We start from the raw sequence: 26798 nt of genomic DNA on the forward strand, positions 1-26798 counted from the left end.
GAAATGCGATTAACTGAGGCCGATAATATTGCCGTTGTGATCCAAATCGAGTGACATAAAGGACGGTTTTTCCGGGAGCCCCGGCATGGTCATCACACTGCCACACAGGGCGTAGACAAATTCTGCACCTGCACATAAGCGCAGTTCACGGATCGGTACGATAAAATCTCGTGGAGCCCCTTTAATCGCGGGATCGGTGGAAATAGAAAGCGGTGTTTTGGCCAAACAGACTGCGAGATGATCAAAGCCTTGGGCTTGCAGTTTTGCCAATTGCTGAGCGGCTTTATCACTCAGGTCAATGTCGGCTGCACCATAACCTTTCATCGCCACGGCTTTGAGTTTTTCATCCAATGGTATGTCTGAATGGTAGAGGGGGGTAAACGTCGCCGGATTTTGACACTGCTCAACCACTTTTTCGGCAAGGAGTTGGGTGCCTTCGCCACCTTTGGCAAAGCCTTCAGAAATGGCTACGGATACACGATTGGGCAGGGTTTCAATCAGTTTCACCAACTGTGCTAATTCTTCGGCACAATCTTGTGGGAAGCGGTTAATCGCCACCACGGCAGGCACACCATACTGGTTAACGTTATCAATATGCCATTTCAGGTTTTCAAAACCGGCTTGCAAAGCAGTGCTGTCTGGCGCGAAGAGGGTATCCGGTACGGCTTGGCCGGGACGTAAATCATACAGGCCTGAATTGGCTTTTAAACCGCGTAAGGTGGCAACAATCACCGCACAATCTGGGGTTTTACCAGAAGCTTTGGCTTTGATGTTACAGGCTTTTTCAAACCCCATATCGGAGCCAAAACCGCCTTCGGTCACGGTGTAGTCTGCCAAACGGGTGGCAATTTCATCGGCAATGATCGATGAGTTGCCGTGTGCGATATTGGCAAATGGGCCTGCGTGGATCAGTGTTGGGACGCCTTCTAACGTCTGCATCAAGGTCGGCTCAATGGCTTCTTTCATGCTGACGGCCATTGCGCCGGCCACTTTCAAATCTTCGGTGGTGACCGGATTACCGTCCAAATCATAAGCCAACACTACATTACCGATACGGCGACGCAAATCGCGTAGATCGGAGGCGAGAGCCAGAATCGCCATCAATTCGGAGGCGGCAGAGATATCGAAACCATCGTCGCGCTCATAACCATTAATATTTTTTCCGGGTTCATTACGGCCGACCGTTACCATACGCAGCGCGCGATCGTTATGATCCATCACGCGTTTCCATACGACCTGTTTGGGGTCAATCCGCAGTGCTTGCATGCCTGTGCGGTGTTCGAAATCTGCATAGCCAAGGCGCTGCTCGTGATAAATTCGCGCATCAATCGCAGCTGCCGCAAGGTTGTGCGCTGCCGTTACGGCATGAATATCACCAGTTAAATGCAGATTGAGTTCTTCCATCGGCGCAACTTGTGAATAACCGCCACCCGCAGCGCCACCTTTTACCCCAAAAATCGGCCCCATCGAAGGCTGGCGAATGCACGCCATGACCGAGTGATTAAGTTTGGCCAACCCTTGTGCTAAACCAATCGTGGTAACGGTTTTACCTTCACCCAGTGGTGTTGGGGTAATTGCGGTGACCAGAATGAATTTACCTTTGGGTTTATTGGCCAATCGCTCTAGACAATGTAGTGACACTTTGGCTTTATGCAGTCCATGGCTTTCATACTCATTCGCGAGTAATCCTGCTTTTTGAGCAATGGTGTCGATCGGTGCTAATGGTGTAGCGCGGCAAATTTCAATATCTGGCAGCATAAAACCCTCATCTAGAGCTGTAAAAATGGTGGGGCAAACGTTTGCGCGCAAATCATATCGATTAATTGTAGCTTGTAAAGATTCTTATGGAGTGAATTCTGCGAGCGAGTGGGATTTTAGCGGATTGCTGATTTTGATCAATTGAAGCACACGGTTTTTACTACTTTTTGCCGTATGAATATGGAAAAGGCGCTCAACCGAGCGCCTTATATAGAGGGTTACCGTGCAGCATTATTTATCTTGCTGAGATTTCAGCAAGTCACGAATCTCTGAGAGTAATTCTTGATCTTTCGTTGGCGCAGGTGGGGCTTTAGGCGCTTCTTCTTCCTTACGCTTCAAGCTATTGATTGCTTTTAACCCCATGAAAATAGCGAACGCGATAATCGTAAAATCGACCACGGTTTGGATAAATTTGCCGTAGGCAATCACTACAGCTGGGGCATCACCTTGCGCGGCAAGTAACACGAAACTCAGATCGCTAAAATTCACACCGCCTAAAATAATACCGATTGGCGGCATAATGATATCGGCCACGAATGATGACACTATTTTGCCAAACGCTGCGCCAATAATGATACCGACAGCCATGTCGATCACATTGCCACGAGATGCAAAAGCCTTGAACTCTTTCAGTAAGCTCATTGGGTTTTCTCCAAAATTTGGATTAAAAGTTAAAGTTAAAAGGGTAACGGTATCAGGAGAACCAAACGGTCTTTTGCTGCCTGTTACGTTATCAAGGTTATATTGGCTTCAAGATTATGGCAATTAGGCTATTTGGAATTTCTATAAAACTATCACTATTAATAGCTTGGTTTTATTTGTGGGACAAATGCTGATGATAAAAATAAATGCCCACGTGAAGTGGGCATCAAAATCGGCAGCGTAATACAGCGCTAAGCCAGTTGCAGTAGACGTTCGACAAGTTTTTCTATTCCGCTCGCCGCTTGGGAAATATTCTCCGCCAACATGTAAGCGGGAGTGGAAAGCACTTTGTGCCTTTCATCAAATACAATACCTTCCACTGGGCAATCCACATGCTGTCCACCTAACTGATTAAACGCAGTTGCGGTACCGTGATCATTGCCTATTGTGCCTTGTGCGGCTTCGCCATAAATCATTGGAATGATGGTCGGGGCAATACAGATATAACCCGCAGGTTTTTGCGCATCCGCAAAAGCAAGGCAAGCGGTGGCCACATCAGGGTTGATACTGCATTGTGCGCCTTTGACCGCAAAGTCGGTGAGATTTTTCGCGGCTCCAAATCCGCCCGGTAGCAGAAGTGCATCAAATTCATTCACATTGAGTGTGGCTACATCTTGGATGTTTCCGCGCGCAATGCGGGCCGATTCCACCAATACATTGCGTGTTTCTGGCATCTCTTCACCCGTGATGTGGTTAATGACATGCATCTGCTCCACATTCGGTGCAAAGCAGTGCCAACTGGCTCCTTGTTTCTCGATGGCATGCAGCGCAAGCACCGATTCGTGGATCTCTGCTCCATCGAAAACTCCACAGCCACTGAGAATAACCGCGACTTTCTTCATGACATTAATCCTCCATAGATTGCTTATGCGCCTTAGACGTGTCGGTGAGATGGTCTTGAGCCATCGAGGAAGGAGTGTCATGCTCCGCGCCATCTTCTGCCGCTGAATACTCTTCCTGCTCGGGGTAATGTTTGACCACAAACGGGACCAACATCACTGCTGACGGGAAAAAACGCTTCATAACCACTCCTTCTGCCGTTCAATGTATCGCTTCACGCTTCTTTATAAAAAGAAATCTCGGGCTACTTTTTGCGCTAAGTCACCGAATCGAACACTTGGCAGAAATAAAACACACATTTGTTAGTGGATTAACAAAATGATAACCATGTTCATTCGCTGCGAAAAACACTACACTGTCGGCCTGATTTTAAGGAGATCATCATGAAGTACGATTGGATCTTATTTGACGCTGACGAGACCTTGTTTCATTTCGATGCTTTTAAAGGAATGCAGCTGATGTTCGCACGCAAAGGCGTGGAGTTTACCGAACAAGATTTTCACCAATACCAAGAAGTGAATAAACCGCTGTGGGTGGATTACCAAAACGGCGATATTACCGCCGCGCAGCTGAAGCATACGCGCTTTGCGGGCTGGGCTGAAAAGCTTAATACCACCACAGCCGAGCTTAATAGCGCATTCTTGCAAGCTATGGCAGATATTTGCACCTTGCTACCGGGTGCCATGGAGTTGATGCAGGCGCTACAAGGTAAAGCGCGTTTGGGCATTATTACCAATGGTTTTACCGAACTACAAGATGTGCGATTGGCCAAAACCGGCATGACCGACTTTTTTGATCATATAGTGATTTCCGAGGAAGTTGGGATTGCGAAGCCGGATGCTGGGATTTTTGCCCACGCACTAGAGCGTATGGGGAACCCTGCCAAAAGCCGAGTGCTGATGGTAGGGGATAATCCACATTCTGATATTCTTGGTGGTTTGAATTTTGGCATCGAAACTTGCTGGCTCAATGTGCATCAGCACCCGAAACCAGAAGGCATTACGCCACATTACGAAGTGACTTCACTGCATGAGCTGAGAGAGATTTTGTTGGCGTAAGATTGCCAGATGACTTCGTTTTTGCAGGTCAATCTCTTGTATCGATAAAGTCAATCTCTTGTATAGATAAAAAAGGCGGGATCCTATCCCGCCTCAGTTTTTCCACTTATGCTTTTATTTGAGCTTGTAAGCTTAAGCGGTCATCAATCACCATACTGTTTTCTAATTCATGCACTGTGGCAATGCGACAGCGCTTCTCTGGCGCGAGTTTTTCATACTCGGTAAGGTAGATGTCACTATGAATGTGTTCCGCCATCATTTTCACCATTAAGTGATTGTTAGAAAAAAGCCCTTGTGTCTCTTCTCGGTTAGAGAACATCATGGCTTGTTTCATATCCACTACTAGCATAAAACGGTGTGAAGGGTAGCGTTGCTCTATATTGTCGGAGCGAGAGTAGTGTTCAATCTTCGGATGAGGCAGACTTAACCGATTGAAAGAGAAAACAATAACGCGAACTCCACGCTCAATGGCTTGGCACATTTCATCTGCAATAAGGTCAAGATGAAAATCAGTATTGAGATAGACCTCGATTTGCGCCAAGTTCAGCATTTCTCGTGCTTTTTGTAACAGGTTTTCAAACCCGGACACGTTGTAAATAAATTCTTTCTCTTCCTGAAGCATCATCCGTGAGAGTTCTTTTTTCAGGATCTGAATGTTTTCTATGGTTTTTTTCTCAATCTGGCTAAAAATCAAATCGGGTGATTTCGCTTCGTATTCTTTCGTCTCTCCATCAGACATAAAAATGCAGCCATTCTTGTACAAGTTATCAATCGACGAATAGACAGATGAGCGAGAAAGTGAAATATCTTTGGCAATTTTATAACCGCTGGCGCGGCCATTTTTGAGTAAATTGATATAAACCAAGGCATCGGTTTTGGTAAAGCCAAAGTCCATCAGTTTTGTTACCAGCTCGGTCACGGGGGTTCCTCGGTAATGATTCACACGAATTTTCCTGTCAAGGTTACCACTCATCATGAGGTGAATGTAGGGAGTTGTGCACAATTTACGGTGTACATCGAGACTGAGCCCTTAGCAAAATCGTATCCTTCATTATTAAGACACTCGATTTTGGGTAGGGCTTCAGATAGACAGTAGCGACTTAAGGCGCTTCTTAGAGTTAAGGCTAAATCAGGGTGTTGGATTAGACCGCCACTTAAGATGAGCAGCTTGGGTTTGAAGTGAATGATCGCATCGGATAGAGCGCGAGCGAGCTGATCAATCCAGATGCGATAAATACGGGTTGACCATGCTTGGTTTTGAGCAACATTTTGGATAATTTCGCTCGCGGTGCAATGTTGTAAAGAGAGCTGATGATATTGGCGCTCAAGCCCTTTGCGCGATAAGTATTGACGAATGCACTCATCACTACCGCAAGTACAAAGGGGCGTCAGCCCATCAATTAAGCTTTGATATCCTTTCAGTGGCCTATGTGCCCAGCCTAAATCGAGCACGTGGCGATAGGGATCGTTTGGATTGAGTTGATCAGTTACGTACAACTCGCAACCATCGTCTAATACGGCACTTAAGGTATTGCCTTGAGGTAGCGGCTGTATTTGCGCTAGCGCAATGACAGCCGGATTTAAGATTTGATAAGGAACGGTAAGGTGCGTTGATAACCACTGAGACAGCGTTTCTTTAGCCTTAGGTAATGCCCCTTGCCAGCAGTCAGGCATCAAATTAATGCCTATTAGCGTTAAGGTTCCAAACATGCGTTGCATGTTAAGAGCCACGTTCGTTATAAGCTCCGCGGTTTGCTGCATGTTGGTGGGGGAAATTAACTGGCCGTGATAGAGAGGCTGCCCACCGTCATCGATGAGCATGCTCCATATCCACTCGGAATCAACAGAAAATCCTAATTTCATAACACTTGTAAGGTCTGAAGATCCCGCACTTCAAAGCCAAATGCAGGAAGAGTGAGTTCGTTGCCATTCACGGCGCACACTGCTTCTCTATCGCTATTATTGATCACCACTTGCAGTGAGCCTTTACGGAAGGCAACGACATGAGGATGTACTACATCAATCCATTCTAGATAGGGGTAGTTACATTCCGGATAGGCTCGGCGAAGCTGGATAAGCTTCTGTATAAAAGATTTAAATTCAATATCTTGCTGATCCTCATCCCAAACCATACATTTTCGGTTCAGTTCTAAGCCAATTCCTTTTTGTCCATCCATGCCAATTTCGCCACCATAGTAGATACAGGGAGCTCCGACTTGCGTGAACATGAACAGATAAGCCAGTTTCGCTTTGCGTTTATCACCGCCACACAAACTAATCAGGCGCGTGGTGTCGTGACTTTCCAGCAAATTAAACATCGCTTCGTTTACATTGCGTGGATAAGCAAGGTAAGAATGGGTAACTGAGTGGATAAAGCGTGTTTTATCATCGGTTCCCAGCGCAAAAAAGTCTGTGATCGCTTGTGTGAGCGGGTAATTCATCAGCGAGTCGTATTGATCTCCACGCAACCAAGGCATGCCTTCGTGCCATATTTCGCCCAAGATGTAGCAATCAGGTTTTATGCCTTTGACTAAACGGCGGAAATCGCGCCAAAAGTCGTGATCAACTTCATTCGCCACGTCCAGTCGCCATCCATCGATATCAAACTCTTCAATCCAGTGACGTGCTACATCCAAAAGATAAGCGCGACATTCAGGATTTTCGGTATTTAACTTGGGCATTTCTGCTACGTTGGCAAACGTTTCATAATGGAGGTTACTAAAATCCCACTCGGATTTAGGTTTATCCGGATACACAGGGAATTGTTTGATCCAGAACCAGTCGGCGTAGCGAGACTCAGCCCCTTTTTCTACCACGTCCAACCATAGTGGTGACTGGTGGCCAATATGGTTGAATACTGCATCTAACATCACTTTCATACCGCGACGATGAGCCTCTTGCACCAAAGCGCGAAACGCTTCATTACCGCCAAAATGTGGATCGACGTTGTAGTAATCAATCGTGTCATATTTATGGTTAGCATTAGCCGTAAAAATAGGGCAAAAATAGAGTCCGTTGACACCAAGATCTTGTAAGTAATCCAATTTTTCAATAACGCCCCATAGATCACCGCCCATAAAGTTGTGACGGGTTGGCGTGCTTCCCCAAGGCTCAACTTGTGGTGGTGAAATCTCTGGCCGTCCATTGTGAAAACGTTCAGGGAAAATTTGGTACCAGATGGTGTTGCGTACCCATTCTGGCGTTTTTAAAACGTCTTTTGGGTTGATGTAAGGAAAGCAAAAAAAGTTGCTTAAATTGCTCAGCTCAATATCTGCTTGTCGCTTGTCCTGAATATCCACACAGCGTTTTTCACCAAACAGCAGTTTTTCCCCCTCTTTACCATGCAGGATAAAACCGTAACGGCTACGCTTTTTCGGTGGAACAAACGAAGCAAACCAATGGTCATGATGTTCACTTTGGCCTTCTAAATACATGGGTACTTCGGTACCACCAATCCAGCCATGGGCGTCACTTCCTCCTAAGTTGCCGCCGTCTAATCCGCCTTTCGCCCAGATGTAGGGGTCGCCAATCCATAACGTTACGCGGTCGACTTCGCCTTTAGCACTGCGAAAGCGAATATGCAGTGTATTGTTGTCGTAAGCATAGCTGTCTGCGCTTTTTGCCAAGTGAGTTAATGAGCTTCTTGTAATCATACGAGTTCCTGATAATTATTCTTTTACTGCGCCACTGACTAAGCCAGTGGTGATGTGTTTTTGTGTGATAACAAACAGTAGGGTGATCGGCACCGCGACCAGTAACGAGCCTGCGGCGAAGAGAGTGAAGTTTTCCGCCGAGTTGGACGTGATCCAACTGAAGATGCCGATGGCTAAAGTCATCTTTTCTTCGCTGCGTAAAATCAGCGTTGGCAAGATAAAATCCATCCAAGGCCCGGTAAAAGAGACCAAAGCAACAAACACTAAAATTGGTTTAGCCAGCGGTAAAATGATCTCAAGGAAAATGGTCATATGCCCGGCACCATCGATTTTGGCCGCTTCATCTAGAGAGGTAGGTATGGCATCAAAATAACCTTTCACCAGCCAAGTCATAAATGGCAGGGAGCCTGTGACATAAACGAATAGCAAGCCGATGTAGGTGTCGATTAAGCCCATTTTTGACAACAGAATGTAAATCGCCGTCATCGATAAAAAGGCTGGAAACATTTGCAACACCAAAATGCTCATCAATACGTTGCGTTTCCCTTGAAAGCGATAACGTGAGAAGACAAAGGCTGTCATGGTGACCACCACCAGTGAGATCAACATGTTGGCGGTAGCAAGTAAGAAGGTGTTCTTGTACCACTCTAAATACGGCGTATCGGTAAACAGAGCTTTGTAATGGTCGAGCGTAAAAGCGAACTCACCAAATGAGGAGCTGAAGAGGTTATTGCCCGGCTTAAAAGAGGCTAAAACCGTCCACAATACGGGTCCTAAAACGAGGATGGCATTGATGGTGAGAAACAAATAGACGATAGCAGTCGCGAGTTTAGTCAGTAGTTTATCCATGGTTACATTCCTACATCGTCTTTAAAGGATTTCATGCGGCGGAATTGCCAGATAGCGATTACCGACAAGAACAAAAAGATCACAATCGAAATCACGGAGGCGATTTGGTACTGCTGGAAGTCCAAGGTTAATTTATAAATCCAAGTGATCAGAATGTCGGTATGGCCTGCAAATCGGTATTCTGGATTGATTGGGCCGCCTTCGGTGAGCAAAAAAATCGCACCGAAATTATTGAAGTTGTGGGCAAAGGTCATCACTAGCGATGGCGCGACTTGATGCAAGACCATCGGCAGCGTGATTTCACGAAATTGTTGAAATTTACTGGCACCATCAACTTCGCTTGCTTCGTACAAATCGCGGGGAATATTGGTTAATGCACCAGAAATCAATAGCATAAAGTAGGGCGCACCAACCCAGACACTGACCGCAATCACCGTTAACTTGGCTAAGTACGGATCAGAGAGGAAAGCAACTGACTCAAATCCCCATGCATTGAGCGTCGCGTTCACAGGCCCAATACCGTTGAGCAGTAAACGGAACATCAGTAGCGTCACAAACGCAGGAATGGCATAAGGCAAGATAAACACAAAACGCCAAAGCTTCTTTGCTTTGATGTTGCGATTTTCCAGCGCCAACGCAAGGATAAAGCCAAAACCACAAGTACAAATGGTCGCTGCAATCGCCCAGATAACCGTCCACGTCGCTACACCTACAAATGTACTTGACCAGATCTTTAGCTCAAATAGGGTCAGAAAGTTTTTAAAACCGACCCAATCGACCAGATTTTTCGGCGGAATATGATGCGGCGCAGAGTAGTTGGTGAATGAGACCAACACGGTGATCGCAATCGGCATGATGATGAAAGCGATGCTGGCAATGAACGCAGGCGATAAAACAATAAAAGCGAATTTTTCGTCGTAGATTGCTTTAAGTTGCTGACGTACAGTAAATCGGCATGGTTCACATGCTTGCGCATGACGAACGTTCATCACGTAAGCGATGATAACTAAGAAGAGGAACAGTAGGGCGATAACCCCTTCCACCAACATAAAGATGGAGTTATCCCCTTGGATCACTTTAAAACCCTGACGAGTCTGGGCTACATCTCCCAGTGATATTAAGCCTTTGAGTGCGGTAGCTAAATCGGGCAGGTAGAGAATAAACAGGCATTGAATGGCGAAGAAAACTCCGCCAGTAATCCAATGTTTATGCGCCAATTGTGTGGAGCCCATGATAATCCAGGATGCCGACACATTGGGAGCTTTGAAAGTTTGCGACAACAACATAGTTACTCCTGAAACGCGATCTGCTCTTCAATTATCGCTTTGGCATGATCAAGAACCTGTTTTGGCGTTTGATCATTGACCCACATGGCTGTGATGGCACTCGCCATCGGTGACCACAAGTAGCCCATCTCAGGAATCGATGGCATAGCGTCGGAATGGAAACCTTGAGCGATAATTGCGTAAGTGGCTTCATCCGCATTAACAATGATTTTTTCCATCAAGCTCTGTACTGGTGGAATCGATTTGGTCATTTGATAGCGTTTCATCAGCATCTTTTCGGAAGAGAGATAATTCGCAAATAGTTGAGCGGCTTTTGGGTATTCACTGTATGAGGAAACCACCGCTAGACGTACTGTCGAGAATGTTCGGGGCTGTTTACCTTCAAAAGTTGGGATTGGAACGACACCATAGTTGACACCACTGTTGTCATAGCCTTGAATCGCCCAAGGACCATCAATAATCGCGGCTACTTTCCCCTCACCAAACAGACCTCGGCGTACTTGTGGGTTACGCATATCAACAGGATTCGAGTTATTCGCGGCTTTCAGCGTTTTCATTGCACTCATACCCTGTTGTGCTAGCGATGAATCGATACCGAGATCTTTGGCATCAGTTCCTCCTTTGCCAAATTCATACGCACCATACAGAGTCAAGAACATTCGTGATTCATAGTAATTCTGGATATCCCACAGCAGAGCGTATTTATTTTCTTTGGCGTTATTAAAACCTTTCCCAAAGTCTATGATTTCTTCAAAGGTTGCCGGGGCTTTAGGGAGCAAATCTTTGTTGTAAAACAACGCTAAAGTCGCATAGCTCACAGGGAATCCGTAATAGTTACCAGCATATTGAGCGGCTGCGTTAGCATTGGGTAAAAATGTGGATTGAATATGCTCTGCGGATACTAGGTTTTCCATCGCGCCACCTGCGACAACCAGTTTGCCAAGTAAATCGTGTTCGATTTCTGCAATATCAGCGACTCGGGCAGATCCGCCGTCTTGAATCATGCGAGAGGCCGCATCAATCGGGGCTAATCCACGAAATGAAAATTTCACCTTGTAACCAAAATCTTGGTTAAACGATTCCGCCGCAGACTTCATGTAATCCAGAGTCGTAGTATCAGTCCAGATCAACAGATCGGAATCAGGTTCTGGCTGAATATCTTGAGCGTAGATAGCCGTTGGCAGACTCACAAACGTGGCAAGTAGCGCTGTTGTTATCCATGTCTTTTTCATTGTGACGACCTTGTAGTAGTTCATAATATACTACTAGGTTAAGTGTGCGATATTTTAAGTCAACCACTCTCAGTCTAACTTTGATTTCAAGTGTGATGTTCATCAATAAAAACCTGTCATTACTGTGTTCGAGACACTTTTTGCCTTTTCCTATTATCTAGATATTTTTGTCAGCAAAAAGCGCACACAGTTTAAACTAATGATCGGCTGATTAGATCGCATTTGTGACCTTTGTCACTTGTTTGTTGTGTTGAGAGTGATGGGTATCTCATTTGAAGAAAAGGGAAGAAGAAAAACAAATTAACATGCAGAAGAATATCTAGGCGTTCACAGTGAACTACTAAACATTCATCTTGATTATACTAACGATTTACAACCCAATGGTTGATAAGGACCTATCGTGAAAAGAACGTTAATTTCCGTCTCCGTAGCGGCAGCGCTTGCTCTCTCATTTCCTACCTTTGCAGCCAGTGAGCATGGCATGGATGCAGACGCAGGTTTTCTTGACCAAGCGATGCAATTTGGTGGGCATGTCGGCACGTCACTCGAATATGAGGACAAAGTGACGGATGGTTTCAATGGCAACAAGAAAAAAGAGAGAACGACCACGCACGAAGTGTTTGGTGTTTACTACAACAATGCTCGTTGGAATTTCAGTGCGCTGTATGGCTTGAAATTGGAAAATCGTGAACAAAGAGAGCCAAGCTACTACGAAAACGAAGACGGAATTAAACATCTTTTTTCACTCAACAAAGGCTTTGATTTAGGTAATGGCTGGGCAACGGGCGCTATCTATGAACTCGAATACACCAACAGTAAAGTGTTTTCCCCTTATGTGAGTGGTTTACGCAAAGAGCTCGCTGAGCACAGCTTCCGCCCTTATCTCACCTATTTTAACAATGAACATAACTGGGGTTTTTACTCGAATCTGGAATATCTCTACAGCAAGGAAGATAAGAGTGACTGGGGTGAGCGTATTGAAGATGGATATAGCTTACTGTTTAAACCTTATAAGCGCTTTGGTAATTGGGAATTGGGTGTCGAGCTGTATTACCAAATTAAAGACAATGAAGATCGCCAAGCCAATGGTGGTATTAATGAAATCAGTGACTTCAACGAAAAGTATATTGAACCTATTGTGCAATATAGCTTTGACGATGCTGGCGTATTGTACGCTCGTGTTCGCGTCGGTAAAAACGAAACCAATAATGCCGCCAATAGCGGTGGAGGCAATGCTAACGTCGATTACTTCAAAGACATTCGCAAAGCGACCCTAGGTTACGAACAAGCCGTAGGCGATAGCTGGTTACTAAAAGGCGAGTATGAGTATGCCAATGAAGTAGAAGAAAAAAGTAAACTGGCTGGATGGGAAGCTAAGAATGAAAGCGAGCTGAAACAGCACACCGTTTATTTCCAAGCTTTATATCGTTTCTAACTTGAGTTAAGAGGTCAACATGCTGAGTGTTTCAGAAATTGCGCAAAGTTTATCAGGGCGAGTCGAGGGAGATGCCTCGTTGATAGTGGAGACAATACGTCCAGTGGTCAGTGATATCCACGGTGGCCTTGCGATTGTCTTTGCTCGCTCGGATCTTAAACAGTTTTCTGGAACCTCAGCTGATGTACTGATTGGCCCCGCGGCAATTTTACAAAGCCCAGTTAAAGCGCACATTGTGATTGAACATTTGGATGTTGAGAAAATTAATCAATTACTGCGTTATTACAAAGTCCATAAGTATCAACTGTTTGATCAAGGCAACACATCGACCATTGATGGGGTATATATCGGCAAACATTGCCAAATAGGGGAAGGATGCCATTTTATGCCCGGCGTCCGCATTATGAATGGCGTGACCATCGGTAACAACGTGGCGATTCACGCGAATACGGTGATCAAAGAGGGGACGGTGATCGGCAACAACGTCACCATCGATTCCAATAATTCGATTGGTAACTACAGCTTTGAATACATGTCTGGCAAAGATGGTTGCTATCAGCGCGTGGAAAGTGTTGGACGCGTCATTATCGAGGACGATGTGGAAATCGGCTGTAATAACACCATAGATCGCGGCACATTAGGCGACACTGTGATTGGCAAAGGCAGCAAAATCGACAATCAAGTGCAAATTGGCCATGACTGCCGCATTGGTAAACACTGTTTGATCATCTCTCAGTGTGGCTTCGCCGGGCATACCGTATTGGGTGATCATGTTGTCGTCCATGGTCAAGTGGGTACCGCTGGACACATTCATATTGGCAGCCATTCGGTGATCAAAGCCAAATCGGGGGTGAGTCATTCTTGTCCACCCGGTAGTGATTTGTTTGGTTACCCAGCTAAAGAATCCAAAGCCTATTACCGTAATCTTGCGGTTTTGAACAAACTGACTCAGCACTATGAGCAGTTAAAAAAATCGCCACCTGAGCAAAAGCACTGGTTTGCCCGCCTGTTTGACAAGAAATCGGCCTAACAAGCGAACACAATCGACAACGCGGAGCAGGCAGTTCGGACTCCGCTGGATAGAAACGAGAACGAAATAATCAAGGATTTGTTATGAAACATACACTTCTTATTGCAGCGACCGCCACCGCGTTACTGGCCGGTTGTGCCAGCACGACTGAACAAACTGCTCCTGCAGCAACCAATATTGATGCGCGTTTTACAGATTGTACTTTACCAACGCTAGCCGATGACCGTGGGCCAATTCGCCCGTCATTATTTGTCGTTGGTACCTTTCCTGAAGGGCAGTGGATTCACATGGATAATCACAAAATGGGTTACAAAGGTGATGGTCTCTATCAAGTGGTCGTAGATGAGAAAGCGGGTAACGTGAGTTTGCAATTTGCCACTATGAGTTGGACGCCGCAGTTTACGGCTTCCGGCATGGAAATGACGGTCGGCCAACTTAAAGAACTCAAACGTGGCGGCTTTGCAAAAAATACAGTGGTGAATATACCCAAAGATGGCAAGTACGTTTGGAGCATTCAAATTGCTGCGGACAAAACCCCATTGCTAGCGATGATTTCTGAGTGTCAGTGATATTGATAATGCAGGGTTGGTAACTGAATTTCGGTTCAGTTACCTCACTTACCGAGGCAGATTGTGAGCCAGTCTGTCTCGGTAAGTTGAAAACCAATTTTATACCCTTTTGGTAAGTGGAGAGATTCATGGCAACGGTTAGCTTACGTAAAGTAGAAAAAAAATATGAGAACGGTTTTAAAGCTGTCCATGGCATAGATCTGGATATTCGCGAAGGCGAATTTATGGTGTTTGTGGGGCCATCAGGCTGCGCAAAATCGACCACCCTACGCATGATTGCAGGTTTGGAAAGCATCTCCGGCGGTGAGATCCGCATTGGTAATAAAGTCGTGAACGACTTACCGCCGAAAGATCGTGGCATCGCAATGGTATTTCAAAACTATGCGCTTTACCCGCACAAAACAGTGTTCGATAACATGGCCTTTGGTTTGAAAATGCAAAAGCGGCCTAAAGAGGAGATTAAGCGTCGCGTGGAAGGGGCGGCTGAAAAGCTGGAAATCACTGACCTTTTGTATCGTAAACCGAAAGAGATGTCTGGTGGTCAGCGTCAGCGTGTTGCCGTTGGACGTGCGATTGTGCGTAAGCCAGATGTCTTCTTATTTGATGAACCTTTATCCAACCTTGACGCAAAACTGCGTGTTTCGATGCGAGTCAAAATTGCTCAGTTACATCAATCGCTGAAAGAAGAAGGTAATCCGGCAACCATGATCTATGTAACTCATGATCAAACCGAAGCATTGACCTTAGGTGATCGTATTTGTGTGCTCAATCTTGGCAAGATTATGCAAGTCGATACCCCAGCGAATTTATACAACTATCCCGCTAACAAATTTGTAGCGAGTTTCATTGGATCACCCGCGATGAACTTGATTGACACCGTGATCCGTGAGGACAACGGACAACTCTATATCGAAATCAGTAACGGCATTCGTATGTTCATTCCAGTAGAAAAACAGAAGGTGTTGCGTGAATACATCAACAAACCCGTCTGTTTTGGTATTCGTCCTGAACACATTCGTGTTGCCGAACCGAGTGACACGATTAACGCTTTCGAAGGCATTTTGACGGTGGTTGAAAACATGGGGAATGAAAAGTACCTCTATTTCAAAGTCGGAGGAAAAGAGCTTATTGCCCGTGTGAACGATCAAACGATCACTACAGCCAATATTGGTAAGCCGATTCGCTTTAACCTCAATACTGCCTTCTGTCATATCTTCGATTTCTACAGTGAAAAGAATTTAACCAACAACCGGGAATAGTTCCCGGTTCATTTTCACAAACCACGGGGGATCTCCAATGAAAAAACGCACTTTGCTTTGCAGTGCGCTGCTGGCGGCTATTGCTGCAAATGGACTGATGTTTAGCCCAACACTTTACGCTGCGACCAGTTCGCAGGCGGAAAGTGGCACTTTTCTCGATTTTCGCAAAGAAACGATCTACTTCGTTTTTCTTGATCGTTTCAGCGATGGCGATGTGAGTAACAACACTGGCCATAATCCAGCGACTTACGATCCGAACAACTTGAAAAAGTATGTCGGTGGAGATCTTCGTGGCTTAATTAACAAACTGCCGTACTTAAAATCTCTGGGTGTAACGGCGATTTGGATCACGCCACCAGTGGACAACGCCGATAACCTCGATGCTAATGGTGGCGCGGGCTATCACGGTTACTGGGGACGAGATTTCTTTCGCGTCGATGAGCATTTCGGTACGTTGGATGATTTCAAAGAGCTGACCGCCCTGATGCACAGCCCCGAATACAACATGAAGTTGGTTCTTGACTATGCGCCGAACCATTCGAATGGCAACGATGAAAATGAATATGGCGCGCTGTATCGTGATGGGCAGTTCATTACCGATTACAACAGCGATGTTGCAGCAGGCACCAATTGGTATCACCACAACGGCGGTGTGACCAACTGGAACGATTGGTATCAAGTCCGTAACTTCAACTTATTTAACCTTTCTGACTTCAATCAATCCGATGCCAATGTTTATCAGTATTTGTTAGATGGCGCAAAATTCTGGATAGATGCAGGAGTGGATGCGATTCGTATTGATGCCATCAAACACATGGATAAATCCTTTATCCAACAGTGGACGACGGACATCCATAACTACAGCAAAACGCTGGGGCGCGAAGGCTTCTACTTCTTTGGCGAATGGTTCGGTGCCAGTGCCAATACCACCACAGGCATTGATGGCTACGCGATTGACTACGCTAACACCTCTGGCTCAGCGTTACTTGATTTCGGTTTTCGCGATACGTTAGAACGTGTGTTAGCCAATCGCTCAGGCAACAGCATGAAAACGCTGAACAACTATTTGGAAACACGTAAATCTGTTTTCAGCAGCGATGATTGGCAAGTGGTGTTTATGGATAACCATGATATGGCACGTATCTCGACTGCATTGCGCTCTAGTGCCTCGACGTTTGGCCCAGGCAATAATGAAGCAGGCGGCAATCAGAGTGAAGCATTTGCCCAGAAGCGCGTTAATTTAGGTTTGGTCGCGACCATGACGGTGCGCGGTATTCCCGCGATTTACTACGGTACGGAGCACTACTCGGCAAACTTTACTCAAAATGCCTTTGGTCAAGTGGGGAGTGACCCGTACAACCGTGAAAAAATGCCAAGCTTTAGCCAAGATACGCAAGCGTTTAAGATCATCCAAGTGCTGACTGAACTCCGCCAAAACAGCTTAGCGATTCAACGCGGCAGCTATACGCAGCGCTGGGTGAATGACGATATTTTGGTGTATGAGCGTAAAGAGGGCGACGATGTGGTGACCGTGGCGCTCAACCGTGGTCCTGCAACGTCGGTCACGGTAAGTAACTTAGCACTACAGGACGGTAACCACATTAACTTGATTGGTGACGATAGTGTGAGCGTGACTGGCGGGCAGGCGACGTTCCATTTGGCACAAAACCAAGCGGTGGTATTGCATGCCGTAGATAGTGGTAGCGTTGATCCAACGTTGAAAAGCGTAACGTTCACTTGTTACAACGGTTACACCAATCTTGGTCAAAGTGTTTATGCAGTGGGCAGTGTCGCTCAACTCGGCAATTGGATGCCGGCAGATGCGGTGAAGCTTGCTCCGACACAGTATCCGACGTGGAGTGCGACTATTCGCGTGCCGGCCACACAAAGCATTGAGTGGAAGTGTTTAAAACGCAATGAGACCAATCCAGCGTTGAATGTGGTTTGGCAATCAGGCGCAAATAACCAACTCCATAGCAGTAGCAGTGCCAGCCAAGGTTCTTTCTAACCGAAAACAGGGTTGAATGACGCTGAGAATATAAGTCCGGTCATTAATGATGATCGGATTTTTCTATTTATCCATAAGCGAGGCGCTCCTGGTGCAAAGTGAACCACTTTGCACCGGATACCTGATTAACGGTGGAATTCGCCAGCGCGTTCAGGTTGATAGACGATATCGATGATTTCGAGGGTTTTGAGTGTGCCGCCCGGCATTGGCCAAGCCAGTTGTTGACCGACTGCCAAACCAAGCAATGCACTTCCCACTGGGGCGAAAATCGAAACATCCGCGCTGCTTTTCACATCGTTTGGATACACCAAGGTTTTTTCCATCACTTCATCGCTGCCCAAAAACTTAAAGCGCACTGTAGAATTCATAGTGACGACATTGTCTGGCATCTCTGCAGGTTCGAGCACGGTGGCGCGATCCAATTCTTCTTCCAGTCTCTCTAGCTCTGGCGACAAAGTGGCTAGGTTATCCATCAACTGGCTGATTCTGTCCATATCGCGAGTGGACACCACGATAGTATTAAGTTGAGACATTTTATTCCTCCCAAATAAATACCGCCCTGAAAACAGGGCGGTATCAATCAGTTTTGTTAAGTTGTCGGACTAACCATAGCTCGCATAGCAGAAGATTTCAAGCCCCCAATAGGTAACCAGTTTTTTAGAAGGGGAGCGAGAAATGGAGTAAACGAACTGACCGCTTAAGGGCGTTCACCAGCTAATAATCTTTGCTCAATTTGTGCGAGCACGGCAGGCAAGTCTGCAACCGTATCGATCAAATAATGCGGTTTTGCCTGTTGCAGTTTGGCTTGTGCACGTTCGCGCGCCACTTGCAGCGTTTGGGCATCAGCATGTTGATACTCTTCAAGGGTTAACCCGGCTTCGTTGCCGGACAGCAGTAAACCGACGGTCCACATACCCGCATTATGGCCTTCCTCGATGCCGGGCAGCGCATCATCGACTTTCACACAAGCGCGTACATCGGTCACGCCAAGCTCAATGACATTTTTGAGTGCCATAAAAGGGGCGGGGCGGCCACCTTGTGGTAAATCATCGGTGGCAACTACATAATCGGGATGATAACCGTAATCGGCTGCCGCAGCGATCAACACATCCATCACTTGGCGTGGATAACCAGAGCAAGATCCGATTTTGATCCCGCGCGATCGAATCTGTTCAACTACTTCAAGCGCATGGGGAATGGGGGCTGCATGATCAGCCACTTTGGCGATTTGCAATGGCATAAAGGCCGCGTAAATCGCATCAATATCGCTGGCTTGCATCGGGCGTCCAAATTGGTTTTGCCAGCGCTGCGCAACGGTTGGGAGTTTGCCGACTGCTTGAATGTGTTGCCATTTGCCCAGTCCCATTGGCTCGCGAGCTTCGGCAAGGCTAATCTCAAAATCAAAACCTTGCTTGAAAGCTTCAACAAAAATAGAGGTCGGCGCAAAGGATCCAAAATCCACAATAGTGCCAGCCCAATCGAAAATAACGGCTTGAATCGGAGAGTTCATAATTTTTCCTTAATATGAGTAATTCATCTGCTGGCTAACAGCGAGCAAAGCGGAATAGAGAATGTTGAGAGCTTGATCTAGCTCTTGACGTGAAATGATCAATGGCGGGCTAAGCTGCAGCACATTGCCTTGTGAGACTTTAAAGCTCAGTCCATGACGTAAGCAGTGATAAAGTACGGCTTCGGCTTCATCGTGAGCACGCTGTTTGGTCTCGCGATCAGTCACCAGTTCAATGCCCCAAAGCAATCCGATACCGCGCACATCCCCAATCAGTGAAAATTGCTGCTGCATTTGACTAAGACGTTGGCGCATATAAACGCTATCCGCTTGAACTTTAGCGAGTAAGTTTTGCTGCTCAATCACTTCAATTGTGGCTAATGCTGCAGCGCAGCCCAGCGGGCTTTTTTCATGGGTGTAATGCCCCAAAGAAACCTGCGCGGCGGTGTTGTATTTATCCTTGGTAAGTAGAGCGGCGATGGGGATAAGCCCAGCCCCCAAACCTTTGCCGATACACAAAATATCAGGCTCGATGCCGAACGCTTGGTGAGTAAACCACTCACCGCTGCGCCCCATGCCGTTGGGAATGTCATCAATGATCAGCAATACATTGTGTTTATCGCAGATTTCCCTTACGCGTTGCCAATAGGCGCGGCTTGGTACTTGTACATCGGTATTGCGTACCGCTTCGGCGATGAATGCGCCAATGCCGCCTTCTTTTTCAATCACGTATTCCAAGTAATCCGCGTAGTGCACATCGCTGCCGTCTTCTCGGGGAAATGCACCGCGATAGGTGATAGCCGGAGGAATACGCTCCACGCCTGCCATCAGTGGCCCCATGCCTTGGCGGAAGCAAGCTTCGCCGCCAATGGAGATCGCATCCAGCGACGCGCCATGAAAAGCATCCCACAAACTGACCACTTTAAAATTCTGCGTGACATGACGGGCTAATTTGAGCGCCATACCAATCACCGAAGTACCGCCGGGAGCGAACAGCACTCGGTTTAGCTCACCGCCGGCAATCTCCGTGAGCTTTTCTGCGCAGCGAATGGCGGTGTCATGGGTAAAACGGCGCGGGGCGAAAGGCAAGGTTTGCATCTGTTCGGTGATTTTTTCGATCACCTGCGGATGCCCATGACCGAGTTGATGCACATTATTGCCATGAAAATCGAGATAACTTTTCCCTGATACATCATACAAATAGCAGCCCGCTGCACTGGCCAATACATCGAGACAAGGTGTGGACATGGCTTGATGCAGAAATACATTCGCGTCACGTTGTAACAAATTCTGAGTGGTTTCATCATTCACATGCGTTAACCAATCACGACGTGCGGCGGTGGTATTGATATCACCTTCGCTGCGCCAGTGAGTTTGGCTATGCGGCGAGAGAGGATCGAATGCTTTCATCGGATTTTCCTAACCGTTTACGCTTGTTGCCAATACATAGCGTGCCGCATGGCACTCAGTAGGCGCTCAATATCTTGCGGATACACTTCACCAATATTGCCAATACGGAAGCAGTCGGCGTGACTCACTTTGCCGGGATAAATCACAAAGCCTTGCTGTTTTAAGCGCTGATAAAACTCGGCAAACTGGTAATCCGAATGCTCAGGTGAATAGAAAGAGGTGATGATGGGGGAATGCAGCTTTTCTGGGAGTAACGGGGCAAAACCCAGTGCACGCATGCCTTTCACCAATTGGGTCTGATTGGTCTGATAACGCTGATAGCGGGCAGCAATGCCGCCTTCATTTTCCAACTCAAGTAACGCTTGATAGAACGCACGAACCGTATGAGTGGGAGAGGTAAAACGCCACTTGCCGTGATTTTTCTCCATACATTGCCATTGGTCGAACAGATCTAAAGTGAGTGAGCGTGCACGGCCTTGGCACTGTTCAAGCTCACTGCGTTTGGCAATCACAAAACCAAAGCCCGGCACACCTTGAATGCATTTGTTAGCCGAGCTAATCATAAAATCGATACCTAGAGCACCGGTATCCATCGGAATACCGCCAAAGCTCGACATCGCATCGAGAATCACACGCTTGCCATGCTGTTTAGCGATCTTCGCCACCTCAGCAATTGGGTTCAGCATGCCGGTGGTGGTTTCGCAGTGCACAATCGCCACATGCGTAATTGCCGGATCATGGGTCAGCACATCGGCAATCTCATCAAGATTAGGCTGCGCCGTTTCTCCGGGAGCAATAACACGACATGCGATATTCAGGTACTGAGCGATTTGCGCGATGCGTGCCCCATAAGCACCGTTGTCAATCACGAGCAGCTTATCAGTGGGTAACATCACGCTTCCAATGGTGGCTTCGACAGAAGCGGTGCCACTGCCTTGCATCAACACGGAGGTGTAACCGGATTGTGTGGTGGCCAGTGTGACGAGTTTGCGGCGGATCACTTCAACAATCTCTAAGTTGTAATCATCATCCCAAGTACACCAGTCTTTAAGCATGGCTTCACGCACGGATTCTGAGGTGGAAAGCGGTCCCGGTGTCAGCAGTAGATAAGCATTCTTCATGTTTATTCCTTTTGGACTATACCAATAAATTTAACGCTATCTAACAACGAGAAATGCACGCGGTAAACCCTCTGAATGCGAATTTCATAAAAGTTTCATAACCGCGGATGCAGGAAAAGTGGCATGAAAAGAACCCAAAATCGTCGTGAAACTGCCAATTTTTCTTCATCGAATCGTCACACAGACTGGGTAGGGTAAATATCAATTCTGGTACATACCAAACTTAATCAATCGGAGAGAATGATGAATCCACGTATATTGAAAGGAACCTTAACAGCGATCGCAGCACTTATGTCTGCTCACGCGTTTGCGGGACAAGAAGTCACGGTTTATACCGCATTTGAAACCGATCTGCTGGCGAAATACAAAAGCGCTTTTGAAAAAGAGAACCCAGATATTGAGATTAAGTGGGTGCGCGATTCGACTGGGATCATGACGGCCAAACTGCTGGCTGAAAAAGACAACCCACGTGCCGAAGTCGTGTGGGGATTGGCTGGATCGTCAATGGCTCTCCTCAAAGATCAAGGAGTGCTAAAACCTTATACTCCCAAAGGAGCGAACGAGTTACGAGCTAATTTGAACGATCCGAAGGCTCAGCAAGCTTGGTATGGCAACGATGCTTTTTTTAACGCGGTATGCTTTAACGAAGCGGTGGCAAAACAGCTGAATTTACCTAAGCCACAGAGTTGGGAAGATTTGACCAACCCTGTCTACAAAGGCCACATTGCGATGCCTAACCCTGCATCTTCCGGCACGGGGTACATGCAAGTTTCCGCATGGCTGCAAAACATGGGCGAAGATAAAGCGTGGGATTACATGCAACGCCTTGATCAAAATATTGCTCATTACACGCATTCTGGCTCAAAACCCTGCGTTCAAGCGGGGATGGGAGAGGTTGCGATCGGCATATCAATGGCAACGCGTGGCGCAAAACTCAAAACCCAAGGCGCACCGTTGGATGTGATTGTACCAAGCGGTATTGGCTGGGAATCCGAAGCGGTAGGGCTAGTCAAAGAAAGCGATGCGGCAAAGCGTGTGGTCGATTGGTCTGTCTCGAAAGCGGCAAATGAGCTGTATATTGAGAGCTATCCTATCGTTGGCCATCAAGACGTCAGCAAGCAAGTGCCGAATTATCCGAATGTTGAAAAAGTGATGGCGAAGATGGACTTCACGCAAATGGGAAGTGATCGTGCCCGCGTGCTGCAAACCTGGTCTGAAAAGTTTGATGCTAAATCGGAACCCAAATCTTAACTTGTTCATCAAAGGAGGCGAAAGCCTCCTTTTTACCTAACTGTCATCAGATGGTCACGTATCAGCGATAAAACTGTCACCGCATTGCAATAAAGCCTTGTTAATTTTGGACTATACCAAATTAAAGGTGACTTTTATGACCATGCATCATACTAATTTACAGCAGCACGATCGACCACAAGGCGAGCGACCACAAGATAATCGACCTCAAGCGATCAGCAGAAGCTACCTCGATATTCGTCATGTGGTAAAACAGTTTGGCTCATTTACCGCGTTGAAAGAGATCAGTTTATCGATTGAAAAAGGCGAGTTTGTCTGCTTTCTTGGCCCTTCTGGCTGTGGCAAAACCACCTTGTTGCGCGCCATCGCTGGATTAGATCTCCCTACTTCAGGCAGCATTCACCAAAACCAGCAAGCGATTACTTTTTTACCACCCGAGCAGCGTGATTTCGGCATCGTGTTCCAATCTTATGCTCTATTTCCCAATTTAACGGTGGAAGAAAACATCGCCATCGGTTTGCGTAATCAAGGCATGTCAGTCCGTGATGCGTTAGAGAAAGTGGAGCAGTGGTTGGAGATGATCGGGCTCGTCACATCGGCACAAAAATACCCAAGTCAACTCTCTGGCGGTCAGCAGCAGCGGGTGGCGTTAGCGCGAGCTTTAGCATTATCGCCGGGCTTATTACTGCTTGATGAACCGCTTTCCGCTCTCGATGCCAAGGTAAGAACGCATTTGCGCGAAGAAATCTGCCAACTGCAACGTAAATTGGGCATTACCACCATCATGGTCACGCATGATCAAGAAGAAGCGTTAACCATGGCGGATCGCATTGTGGTAATGAACCACGGGGTGATTGAGCAAGTTGGTACGCCACAAGAGATCTACCAAAAGCCTGCCAGCCGTTTTGTGGCTGAGTTTGTTGGCACGATGAATTTTATTCCCGCCTCCATGGCGAGTTCCCAGCAACTGCGTATTGCTGAATCCCTTATTGCCTTGCCCAAAATCGAAAATTATACGCCTTGCCAAGGTGAACAATTTGATTTGGCTGTGCGCCCTGAAAATCTAGAGCTGGTTACGCGCTACAACGAGGCCATTCCAGTCGTCATTCGCCATTTGGAGTTTCTTGGCGCGTTTTATCGGGTCGAATGTGTGTTTCAAGGTGAGCGTTTGGCTCCGCCCGTGTATGTCGATTTACCGATCTCGCAGGTACAAACCCTGAATTTAAAAGCGGGAGATGTTCGATATTTGGCATTGAGAGCAGGGCAGTTGCGTGCGTACCGTCGTAAGGTCATGTCGACAACGCCAGCAGCTACAGCCAGCTGTGCTTATGCGGCTTAAGGAGAAGAGTATGTTGAATGTTGCTCGTACTTTTTCAGTGCGGATATTGCCGCATTGGAGCCGCGATAGCCTGATTTTATCGATCACCTTATTGATCCTGCTATCACTGATGCTGTTGTTTATTGTTGCGCCGCTGGCCGCTATGTTGGTGAAAAGCGTGCAAAATGGGCAGGGTGAATTTGTCGGACTCGCTTACTTCGTCCAGTATTTTTCCTCGGCCGCACTCTGGCAATCCTTGCGCAACACCTTAGTGCTTGGCATGAGTGTGACGGCGATTGTTGGTATCCTCGCGTTTGGTTACGCCTACGCATTGACCCGCTCTTGTATGCCTGGAAAACATCTGTTTCGAGTATTAGGCAGTGCGCCGATTCTCGCGCCTTCATTACTGCCCGCGATCAGTCTGATTTTCTTATTTGGTAATCAAGGCATGCTCAAGAGTTGGCTCGGCGGTGAATCCATTTATGGTGGCTTAGGTATTACGCTCGGGTTGATTTTCTGGACATTTCCGCATGCTTTGATGATTCTGACCACCTCGCTCAGCACATCGGATGCTCGTCTGTATGAAGCGGCGAGGGCACTGAAAACATCTCCCATCAAAACGTTTTTTATTGTCACGCTACCGGCGGCCAAGTATGGGTTGATCAGCGCCTTGATCGTTGTCTTTACCTTAGTGGTGTGTGATTTCGGCGTACCGAAAGTGATTGGTGGCAGCTATAACGTGCTTGCAACGGACATTTTCAAGCAAGTAGTGGGGCAACAGAATTTCGCGATGGGCGCGGTGACCAGTATTGTGCTGTTGCTACCCGCCGTGTTTGCGTTTATTGCCGATCGCTGGGTGCAGAAAAAACAACAAAGCCTGTTTGATACCCGTTCTGTGGCTTACCAACCTGCACCACATCGGCTGCGTGATGGTTTATGCCTACTCTATTGTGTACTGATTTGCGTGGCGATTGTGGCCGTATTAGCCACTGCGGTATACGGCTCGCTGGTGACGTTTTGGCCATGGAATACGGCGCTGACACTCAAGCATTACCAATTTGCCGAAACCAGTGCCTATGGTTGGAGCCCGTATTTTAACTCACTCACCTTAGCCAGCTTCACCGCGTTGTGTGGAACGGTGATCATTTTTCTCGGCGCTTACAGCATTGAAAAAGGGCGAGTGTTCGCGCCGCTGCGTCAGACGATGCAGATGCTGAGTATGGTACCGATGGCGGTTCCCGGCTTAGTGCTGGGTTTGGGTTACATCTTCTTTTTCAATCACGCGTCTAATCCGCTCAATGGCTTGTACGGCGGCATGCTGCTTTTGGTGATCAATACCGTGGTGCATTACTACACGGTGGGGCATATGACGGCGGTTACCGCGCTTAAACAGTTGCCACCTGAATTGGAGGCAACGGCCGCCTCCATCAAGCTGCCGCAATACCGCTTACTGTGGAAAGTGACGTTACCCGTGTCCTTACCTGCGGTATTGGACATCGCTAGCTATTTGTTTATTAATGCATTAACCACCACTTCTGCGGTAGTATTCCTCTACTCAACCGACACCGTACCCGCATCGGTTGCGGTACTGAATATGGATGATGCAGGACAAACGGGCGCTGCCGCCGCCATGGCGGTGATGATTATGCTCTCGGCCGCATTAGCCAAATTGCTGCATGTGGGATTAGAGTTTGGATTGTTTGGCCGCCTGCAAGCTTGGCGCAAGCGTTAGTGGAAAGAGGCAATAGGATCGCAAGTGCAATACGTAAAAATTAAAGATGCCATCGTAGAGCAGATTGATGCCGGCATGCTGATGCCGCGCCAAAAGCTCCCCGCTGAGCGCAAGTTAGCCGAATCATTTGATACCACGCGAGTTACCTTGCGTGAGGCGCTTTCCCTGCTCGAAGCTGAAGGGAAGATTTACCGTGAAGATCGCCGTGGTTGGTTTATTTCGCCCGCGCCTTTACGCTATGACCCCACTCAAACGCTCAACTTTACCAATATGGCGTTGGCGCAAAATCGCCAGCCGAAAACGGAGTTGGTGTCTGCCAAAGCGTTGATCGCCAACAAGCAGGCGACTCGTCTTTTAAAACTCAAACCGTTTTCGGATGTGTATCGCGTAGACCGTGTGCGTTATTTGGATAACCGACCTGTGGTGTATGTCACCAACTACATTCGCCCTGAGCTGTTTCCAAACCTGCTCGATTTTGATCTGTCACAGTCACTCACCGATCTGTATCGTGAACACTATGCGACACAATACCAGACGATTCACTACCGTATATCCACCAGCTCGTTACTGGGCGAAATGGCTCAAGCTCTGCGCGCAACATCGGGTACACCAGCAATGGTGGTGGAGCGGGTCAACTATAACCAGAAAGGCGAGTTGATCGATTGTGATATTGAGTATTGGCGTCACGATGCCATTCTCATTGAGTCGATGGCTGAATTGAAGCGCTAACTCTATCACTCATGCATTTCTGCCCTGTCTTCGACAGGGCTATGACAAGGT

The 26798-nt window shown here is 47.1% G+C and carries 24 protein-coding genes; 10 read left to right on the forward strand and 14 right to left on the reverse strand.

Features of this window, described 5'->3' with window-relative positions:
- Nucleotides 1-9 precede the first annotated feature (9 nt).
- The 4 genes from MKA69_RS15845 to MKA69_RS15860 form a co-directional block, all read right to left on the reverse strand.
- Nucleotides 10-1758, reverse strand: coding sequence for a formate--tetrahydrofolate ligase (locus tag MKA69_RS15845; protein WP_095458461.1), 1749 nt, complete (start codon nt 1756-1758; stop codon nt 10-12).
- A 231-nt stretch (nt 1759-1989) separates the two neighbouring features.
- A complete protein-coding gene (gene mscL, locus MKA69_RS15850; protein WP_000054764.1) occupies nt 1990-2400 on the reverse strand; it encodes a large-conductance mechanosensitive channel protein MscL in 411 nt (136 codons plus the stop codon).
- A 251-nt stretch (nt 2401-2651) separates the two neighbouring features.
- Complete coding sequence (elbB, locus tag MKA69_RS15855) at nt 2652-3302, reverse strand: isoprenoid biosynthesis glyoxalase ElbB (protein ID WP_305848460.1); 651 nt, start codon at nt 3300-3302, stop codon at nt 2652-2654.
- Between the two features lie 4 nt (nt 3303-3306).
- A complete protein-coding gene (locus MKA69_RS15860; protein WP_305848461.1) occupies nt 3307-3483 on the reverse strand; it encodes a hypothetical protein in 177 nt (58 codons plus the stop codon).
- Between the two features lie 200 nt (nt 3484-3683).
- Between MKA69_RS15860 and yjjG the strand changes: the two genes are divergently transcribed.
- Nucleotides 3684-4358, forward strand: a complete 675-nt coding sequence (yjjG, locus tag MKA69_RS15865; RefSeq protein ID WP_032472700.1) for a pyrimidine 5'-nucleotidase — start codon at nt 3684-3686, stop codon at nt 4356-4358.
- A 106-nt stretch (nt 4359-4464) separates the two neighbouring features.
- Here the strand turns inward: yjjG and MKA69_RS15870 are convergent, their stop codons facing one another.
- From MKA69_RS15870 to MKA69_RS15895, 6 genes are read right to left on the reverse strand one after another with little or no spacing between them, the layout of a single operon-like run.
- Complete coding sequence (locus tag MKA69_RS15870) at nt 4465-5277, reverse strand: TrmB family transcriptional regulator (protein ID WP_000138030.1); 813 nt, start codon at nt 5275-5277, stop codon at nt 4465-4467.
- Between the two features lie 53 nt (nt 5278-5330).
- Nucleotides 5331-6179, reverse strand: coding sequence for an ROK family protein (locus MKA69_RS15875; protein WP_305848462.1), 849 nt, complete (start codon nt 6177-6179; stop codon nt 5331-5333).
- A gap of 38 nt (nt 6180-6217) precedes the next feature.
- On the reverse strand, nt 6218-8011 hold the full coding sequence (locus tag MKA69_RS15880; RefSeq protein WP_055032866.1) for a glycoside hydrolase family 13 protein: 1794 nt from the start codon (nt 8009-8011) through the stop codon (nt 6218-6220).
- A 15-nt stretch (nt 8012-8026) separates the two neighbouring features.
- Nucleotides 8027-8860: a sugar ABC transporter permease gene (locus MKA69_RS15885; protein WP_000359543.1), complete on the reverse strand. Its 834-nt coding sequence runs from the start codon at nt 8858-8860 to the stop codon at nt 8027-8029.
- 2 nt (nt 8861-8862) lie between these two features.
- Entirely contained in the window at nt 8863-10146 is a 1284-nt protein-coding gene (locus MKA69_RS15890) for a carbohydrate ABC transporter permease (protein WP_305848463.1), read from the reverse strand.
- A 2-nt stretch (nt 10147-10148) separates the two neighbouring features.
- Nucleotides 10149-11378, reverse strand: coding sequence for a maltose ABC transporter substrate-binding protein (locus MKA69_RS15895; protein WP_305848464.1), 1230 nt, complete (start codon nt 11376-11378; stop codon nt 10149-10151).
- 400 nt (nt 11379-11778) lie between these two features.
- Between MKA69_RS15895 and MKA69_RS15900 the strand changes: the two genes are divergently transcribed.
- From MKA69_RS15900 to MKA69_RS15920, 5 genes are all read left to right on the forward strand, one after another.
- Nucleotides 11779-12813 (forward strand): hypothetical protein, encoded by a 1035-nt coding sequence (locus tag MKA69_RS15900; protein ID WP_001904779.1) that lies wholly within the window; start codon nt 11779-11781, stop codon nt 12811-12813.
- A gap of 19 nt (nt 12814-12832) precedes the next feature.
- Nucleotides 12833-13843, forward strand: a complete 1011-nt coding sequence (locus MKA69_RS15905; RefSeq protein ID WP_305848465.1) for a UDP-3-O-(3-hydroxymyristoyl)glucosamine N-acyltransferase — start codon at nt 12833-12835, stop codon at nt 13841-13843.
- 83 nt (nt 13844-13926) lie between these two features.
- Nucleotides 13927-14412 (forward strand): glycosidase, encoded by a 486-nt coding sequence (locus tag MKA69_RS15910; RefSeq protein WP_095464945.1) that lies wholly within the window; start codon nt 13927-13929, stop codon nt 14410-14412.
- A 128-nt stretch (nt 14413-14540) separates the two neighbouring features.
- The gene (locus MKA69_RS15915) at nt 14541-15671 is read left to right on the forward strand and encodes an ABC transporter ATP-binding protein (protein WP_305848466.1); all 1131 of its coding nucleotides are present in this window, start codon (nt 14541-14543) and stop codon (nt 15669-15671) included.
- Between the two features lie 37 nt (nt 15672-15708).
- Nucleotides 15709-17679 (forward strand): alpha-amylase family glycosyl hydrolase, encoded by a 1971-nt coding sequence (locus MKA69_RS15920; RefSeq protein WP_305848467.1) that lies wholly within the window; start codon nt 15709-15711, stop codon nt 17677-17679.
- A gap of 125 nt (nt 17680-17804) precedes the next feature.
- On the opposite strand, the gene rnk is transcribed toward MKA69_RS15920, so the two are convergent.
- The 4 genes from rnk to phnW all read right to left on the reverse strand — a co-directional run bounded on the left by rnk (nt 17805) and on the right by phnW (nt 21717).
- Nucleotides 17805-18212 (reverse strand): nucleoside diphosphate kinase regulator, encoded by a 408-nt coding sequence (gene rnk, locus MKA69_RS15925; protein ID WP_000080750.1) that lies wholly within the window; start codon nt 18210-18212, stop codon nt 17805-17807.
- A gap of 164 nt (nt 18213-18376) precedes the next feature.
- Complete coding sequence (phnX, locus tag MKA69_RS15930) at nt 18377-19192, reverse strand: phosphonoacetaldehyde hydrolase (protein ID WP_305848641.1); 816 nt, start codon at nt 19190-19192, stop codon at nt 18377-18379.
- A gap of 6 nt (nt 19193-19198) precedes the next feature.
- Nucleotides 19199-20596, reverse strand: a complete 1398-nt coding sequence (locus tag MKA69_RS15935; RefSeq protein WP_305848468.1) for an aspartate aminotransferase family protein — start codon at nt 20594-20596, stop codon at nt 19199-19201.
- 17 nt (nt 20597-20613) lie between these two features.
- Nucleotides 20614-21717, reverse strand: coding sequence for a 2-aminoethylphosphonate--pyruvate transaminase (gene phnW, locus MKA69_RS15940; RefSeq protein WP_305848469.1), 1104 nt, complete (start codon nt 21715-21717; stop codon nt 20614-20616).
- A gap of 240 nt (nt 21718-21957) precedes the next feature.
- Between phnW and MKA69_RS15945 the strand changes: the two genes are divergently transcribed.
- From MKA69_RS15945 to phnR, 4 genes are all read left to right on the forward strand, one after another.
- A complete protein-coding gene (locus MKA69_RS15945; protein ID WP_305848470.1) occupies nt 21958-22968 on the forward strand; it encodes a putative 2-aminoethylphosphonate ABC transporter substrate-binding protein in 1011 nt (336 codons plus the stop codon).
- A 136-nt stretch (nt 22969-23104) separates the two neighbouring features.
- Nucleotides 23105-24307: a putative 2-aminoethylphosphonate ABC transporter ATP-binding protein gene (locus MKA69_RS15950; protein ID WP_305848471.1), complete on the forward strand. Its 1203-nt coding sequence runs from the start codon at nt 23105-23107 to the stop codon at nt 24305-24307.
- A gap of 10 nt (nt 24308-24317) precedes the next feature.
- The gene (locus MKA69_RS15955; protein ID WP_176470694.1) at nt 24318-26018 is read left to right on the forward strand and encodes a putative 2-aminoethylphosphonate ABC transporter permease subunit; all 1701 of its coding nucleotides are present in this window, start codon (nt 24318-24320) and stop codon (nt 26016-26018) included.
- A 24-nt stretch (nt 26019-26042) separates the two neighbouring features.
- Nucleotides 26043-26747 (forward strand): phosphonate utilization transcriptional regulator PhnR, encoded by a 705-nt coding sequence (phnR, locus tag MKA69_RS15960; RefSeq protein ID WP_305848472.1) that lies wholly within the window; start codon nt 26043-26045, stop codon nt 26745-26747.
- Nucleotides 26748-26798: the final 51 nt, after the last annotated feature.

The sequence above is a fragment of the Vibrio sp. AH4 genome (assembly GCF_030710545.1).
GTDB classification, from domain to species: domain Bacteria; phylum Pseudomonadota; class Gammaproteobacteria; order Enterobacterales; family Vibrionaceae; genus Vibrio; species Vibrio metoecus.

Coding starts and splice junctions, on each gene's coding strand:
- mscL (WP_000054764.1), bottom strand. CDS start 2,400: ATGAGCTTACTGAAAGAGTTCAAGGCTTTTGCATCTCGTGGCAATGTG.
- MKA69_RS15885 (WP_000359543.1), bottom strand. CDS start 8,860: ATGGATAAACTACTGACTAAACTCGCGACTGCTATCGTCTATTTGTTT.
- phnW (WP_305848469.1), bottom strand. CDS start 21,717: ATGAAGAATGCTTATCTACTGCTGACACCGGGACCGCTTTCCACCTCA.
- rnk (WP_000080750.1), bottom strand. CDS start 18,212: ATGTCTCAACTTAATACTATCGTGGTGTCCACTCGCGATATGGACAGA.
- MKA69_RS15845 (WP_095458461.1), bottom strand. CDS start 1,758: ATGCTGCCAGATATTGAAATTTGCCGCGCTACACCATTAGCACCGATC.
- MKA69_RS15895 (WP_305848464.1), bottom strand. CDS start 11,378: ATGAAAAAGACATGGATAACAACAGCGCTACTTGCCACGTTTGTGAGT.
- MKA69_RS15910 (WP_095464945.1), top strand. CDS start 13,927: ATGAAACATACACTTCTTATTGCAGCGACCGCCACCGCGTTACTGGCC.
- elbB (WP_305848460.1), bottom strand. CDS start 3,302: ATGAAGAAAGTCGCGGTTATTCTCAGTGGCTGTGGAGTTTTCGATGGA.
- MKA69_RS15915 (WP_305848466.1), top strand. CDS start 14,541: ATGGCAACGGTTAGCTTACGTAAAGTAGAAAAAAAATATGAGAACGGT.
- MKA69_RS15860 (WP_305848461.1), bottom strand. CDS start 3,483: ATGAAGCGTTTTTTCCCGTCAGCAGTGATGTTGGTCCCGTTTGTGGTC.
- MKA69_RS15920 (WP_305848467.1), top strand. CDS start 15,709: ATGAAAAAACGCACTTTGCTTTGCAGTGCGCTGCTGGCGGCTATTGCT.
- MKA69_RS15905 (WP_305848465.1), top strand. CDS start 12,833: ATGCTGAGTGTTTCAGAAATTGCGCAAAGTTTATCAGGGCGAGTCGAG.
- MKA69_RS15875 (WP_305848462.1), bottom strand. CDS start 6,179: ATGCTCATCGATGACGGTGGGCAGCCTCTCTATCACGGCCAGTTAATT.
- MKA69_RS15950 (WP_305848471.1), top strand. CDS start 23,105: ATGACCATGCATCATACTAATTTACAGCAGCACGATCGACCACAAGGC.
- yjjG (WP_032472700.1), top strand. CDS start 3,684: ATGAAGTACGATTGGATCTTATTTGACGCTGACGAGACCTTGTTTCAT.
- MKA69_RS15955 (WP_176470694.1), top strand. CDS start 24,318: ATGTTGAATGTTGCTCGTACTTTTTCAGTGCGGATATTGCCGCATTGG.
- MKA69_RS15945 (WP_305848470.1), top strand. CDS start 21,958: ATGATGAATCCACGTATATTGAAAGGAACCTTAACAGCGATCGCAGCA.
- MKA69_RS15880 (WP_055032866.1), bottom strand. CDS start 8,011: ATGATTACAAGAAGCTCATTAACTCACTTGGCAAAAAGCGCAGACAGC.
- MKA69_RS15890 (WP_305848463.1), bottom strand. CDS start 10,146: ATGTTGTTGTCGCAAACTTTCAAAGCTCCCAATGTGTCGGCATCCTGG.
- MKA69_RS15935 (WP_305848468.1), bottom strand. CDS start 20,596: ATGAAAGCATTCGATCCTCTCTCGCCGCATAGCCAAACTCACTGGCGC.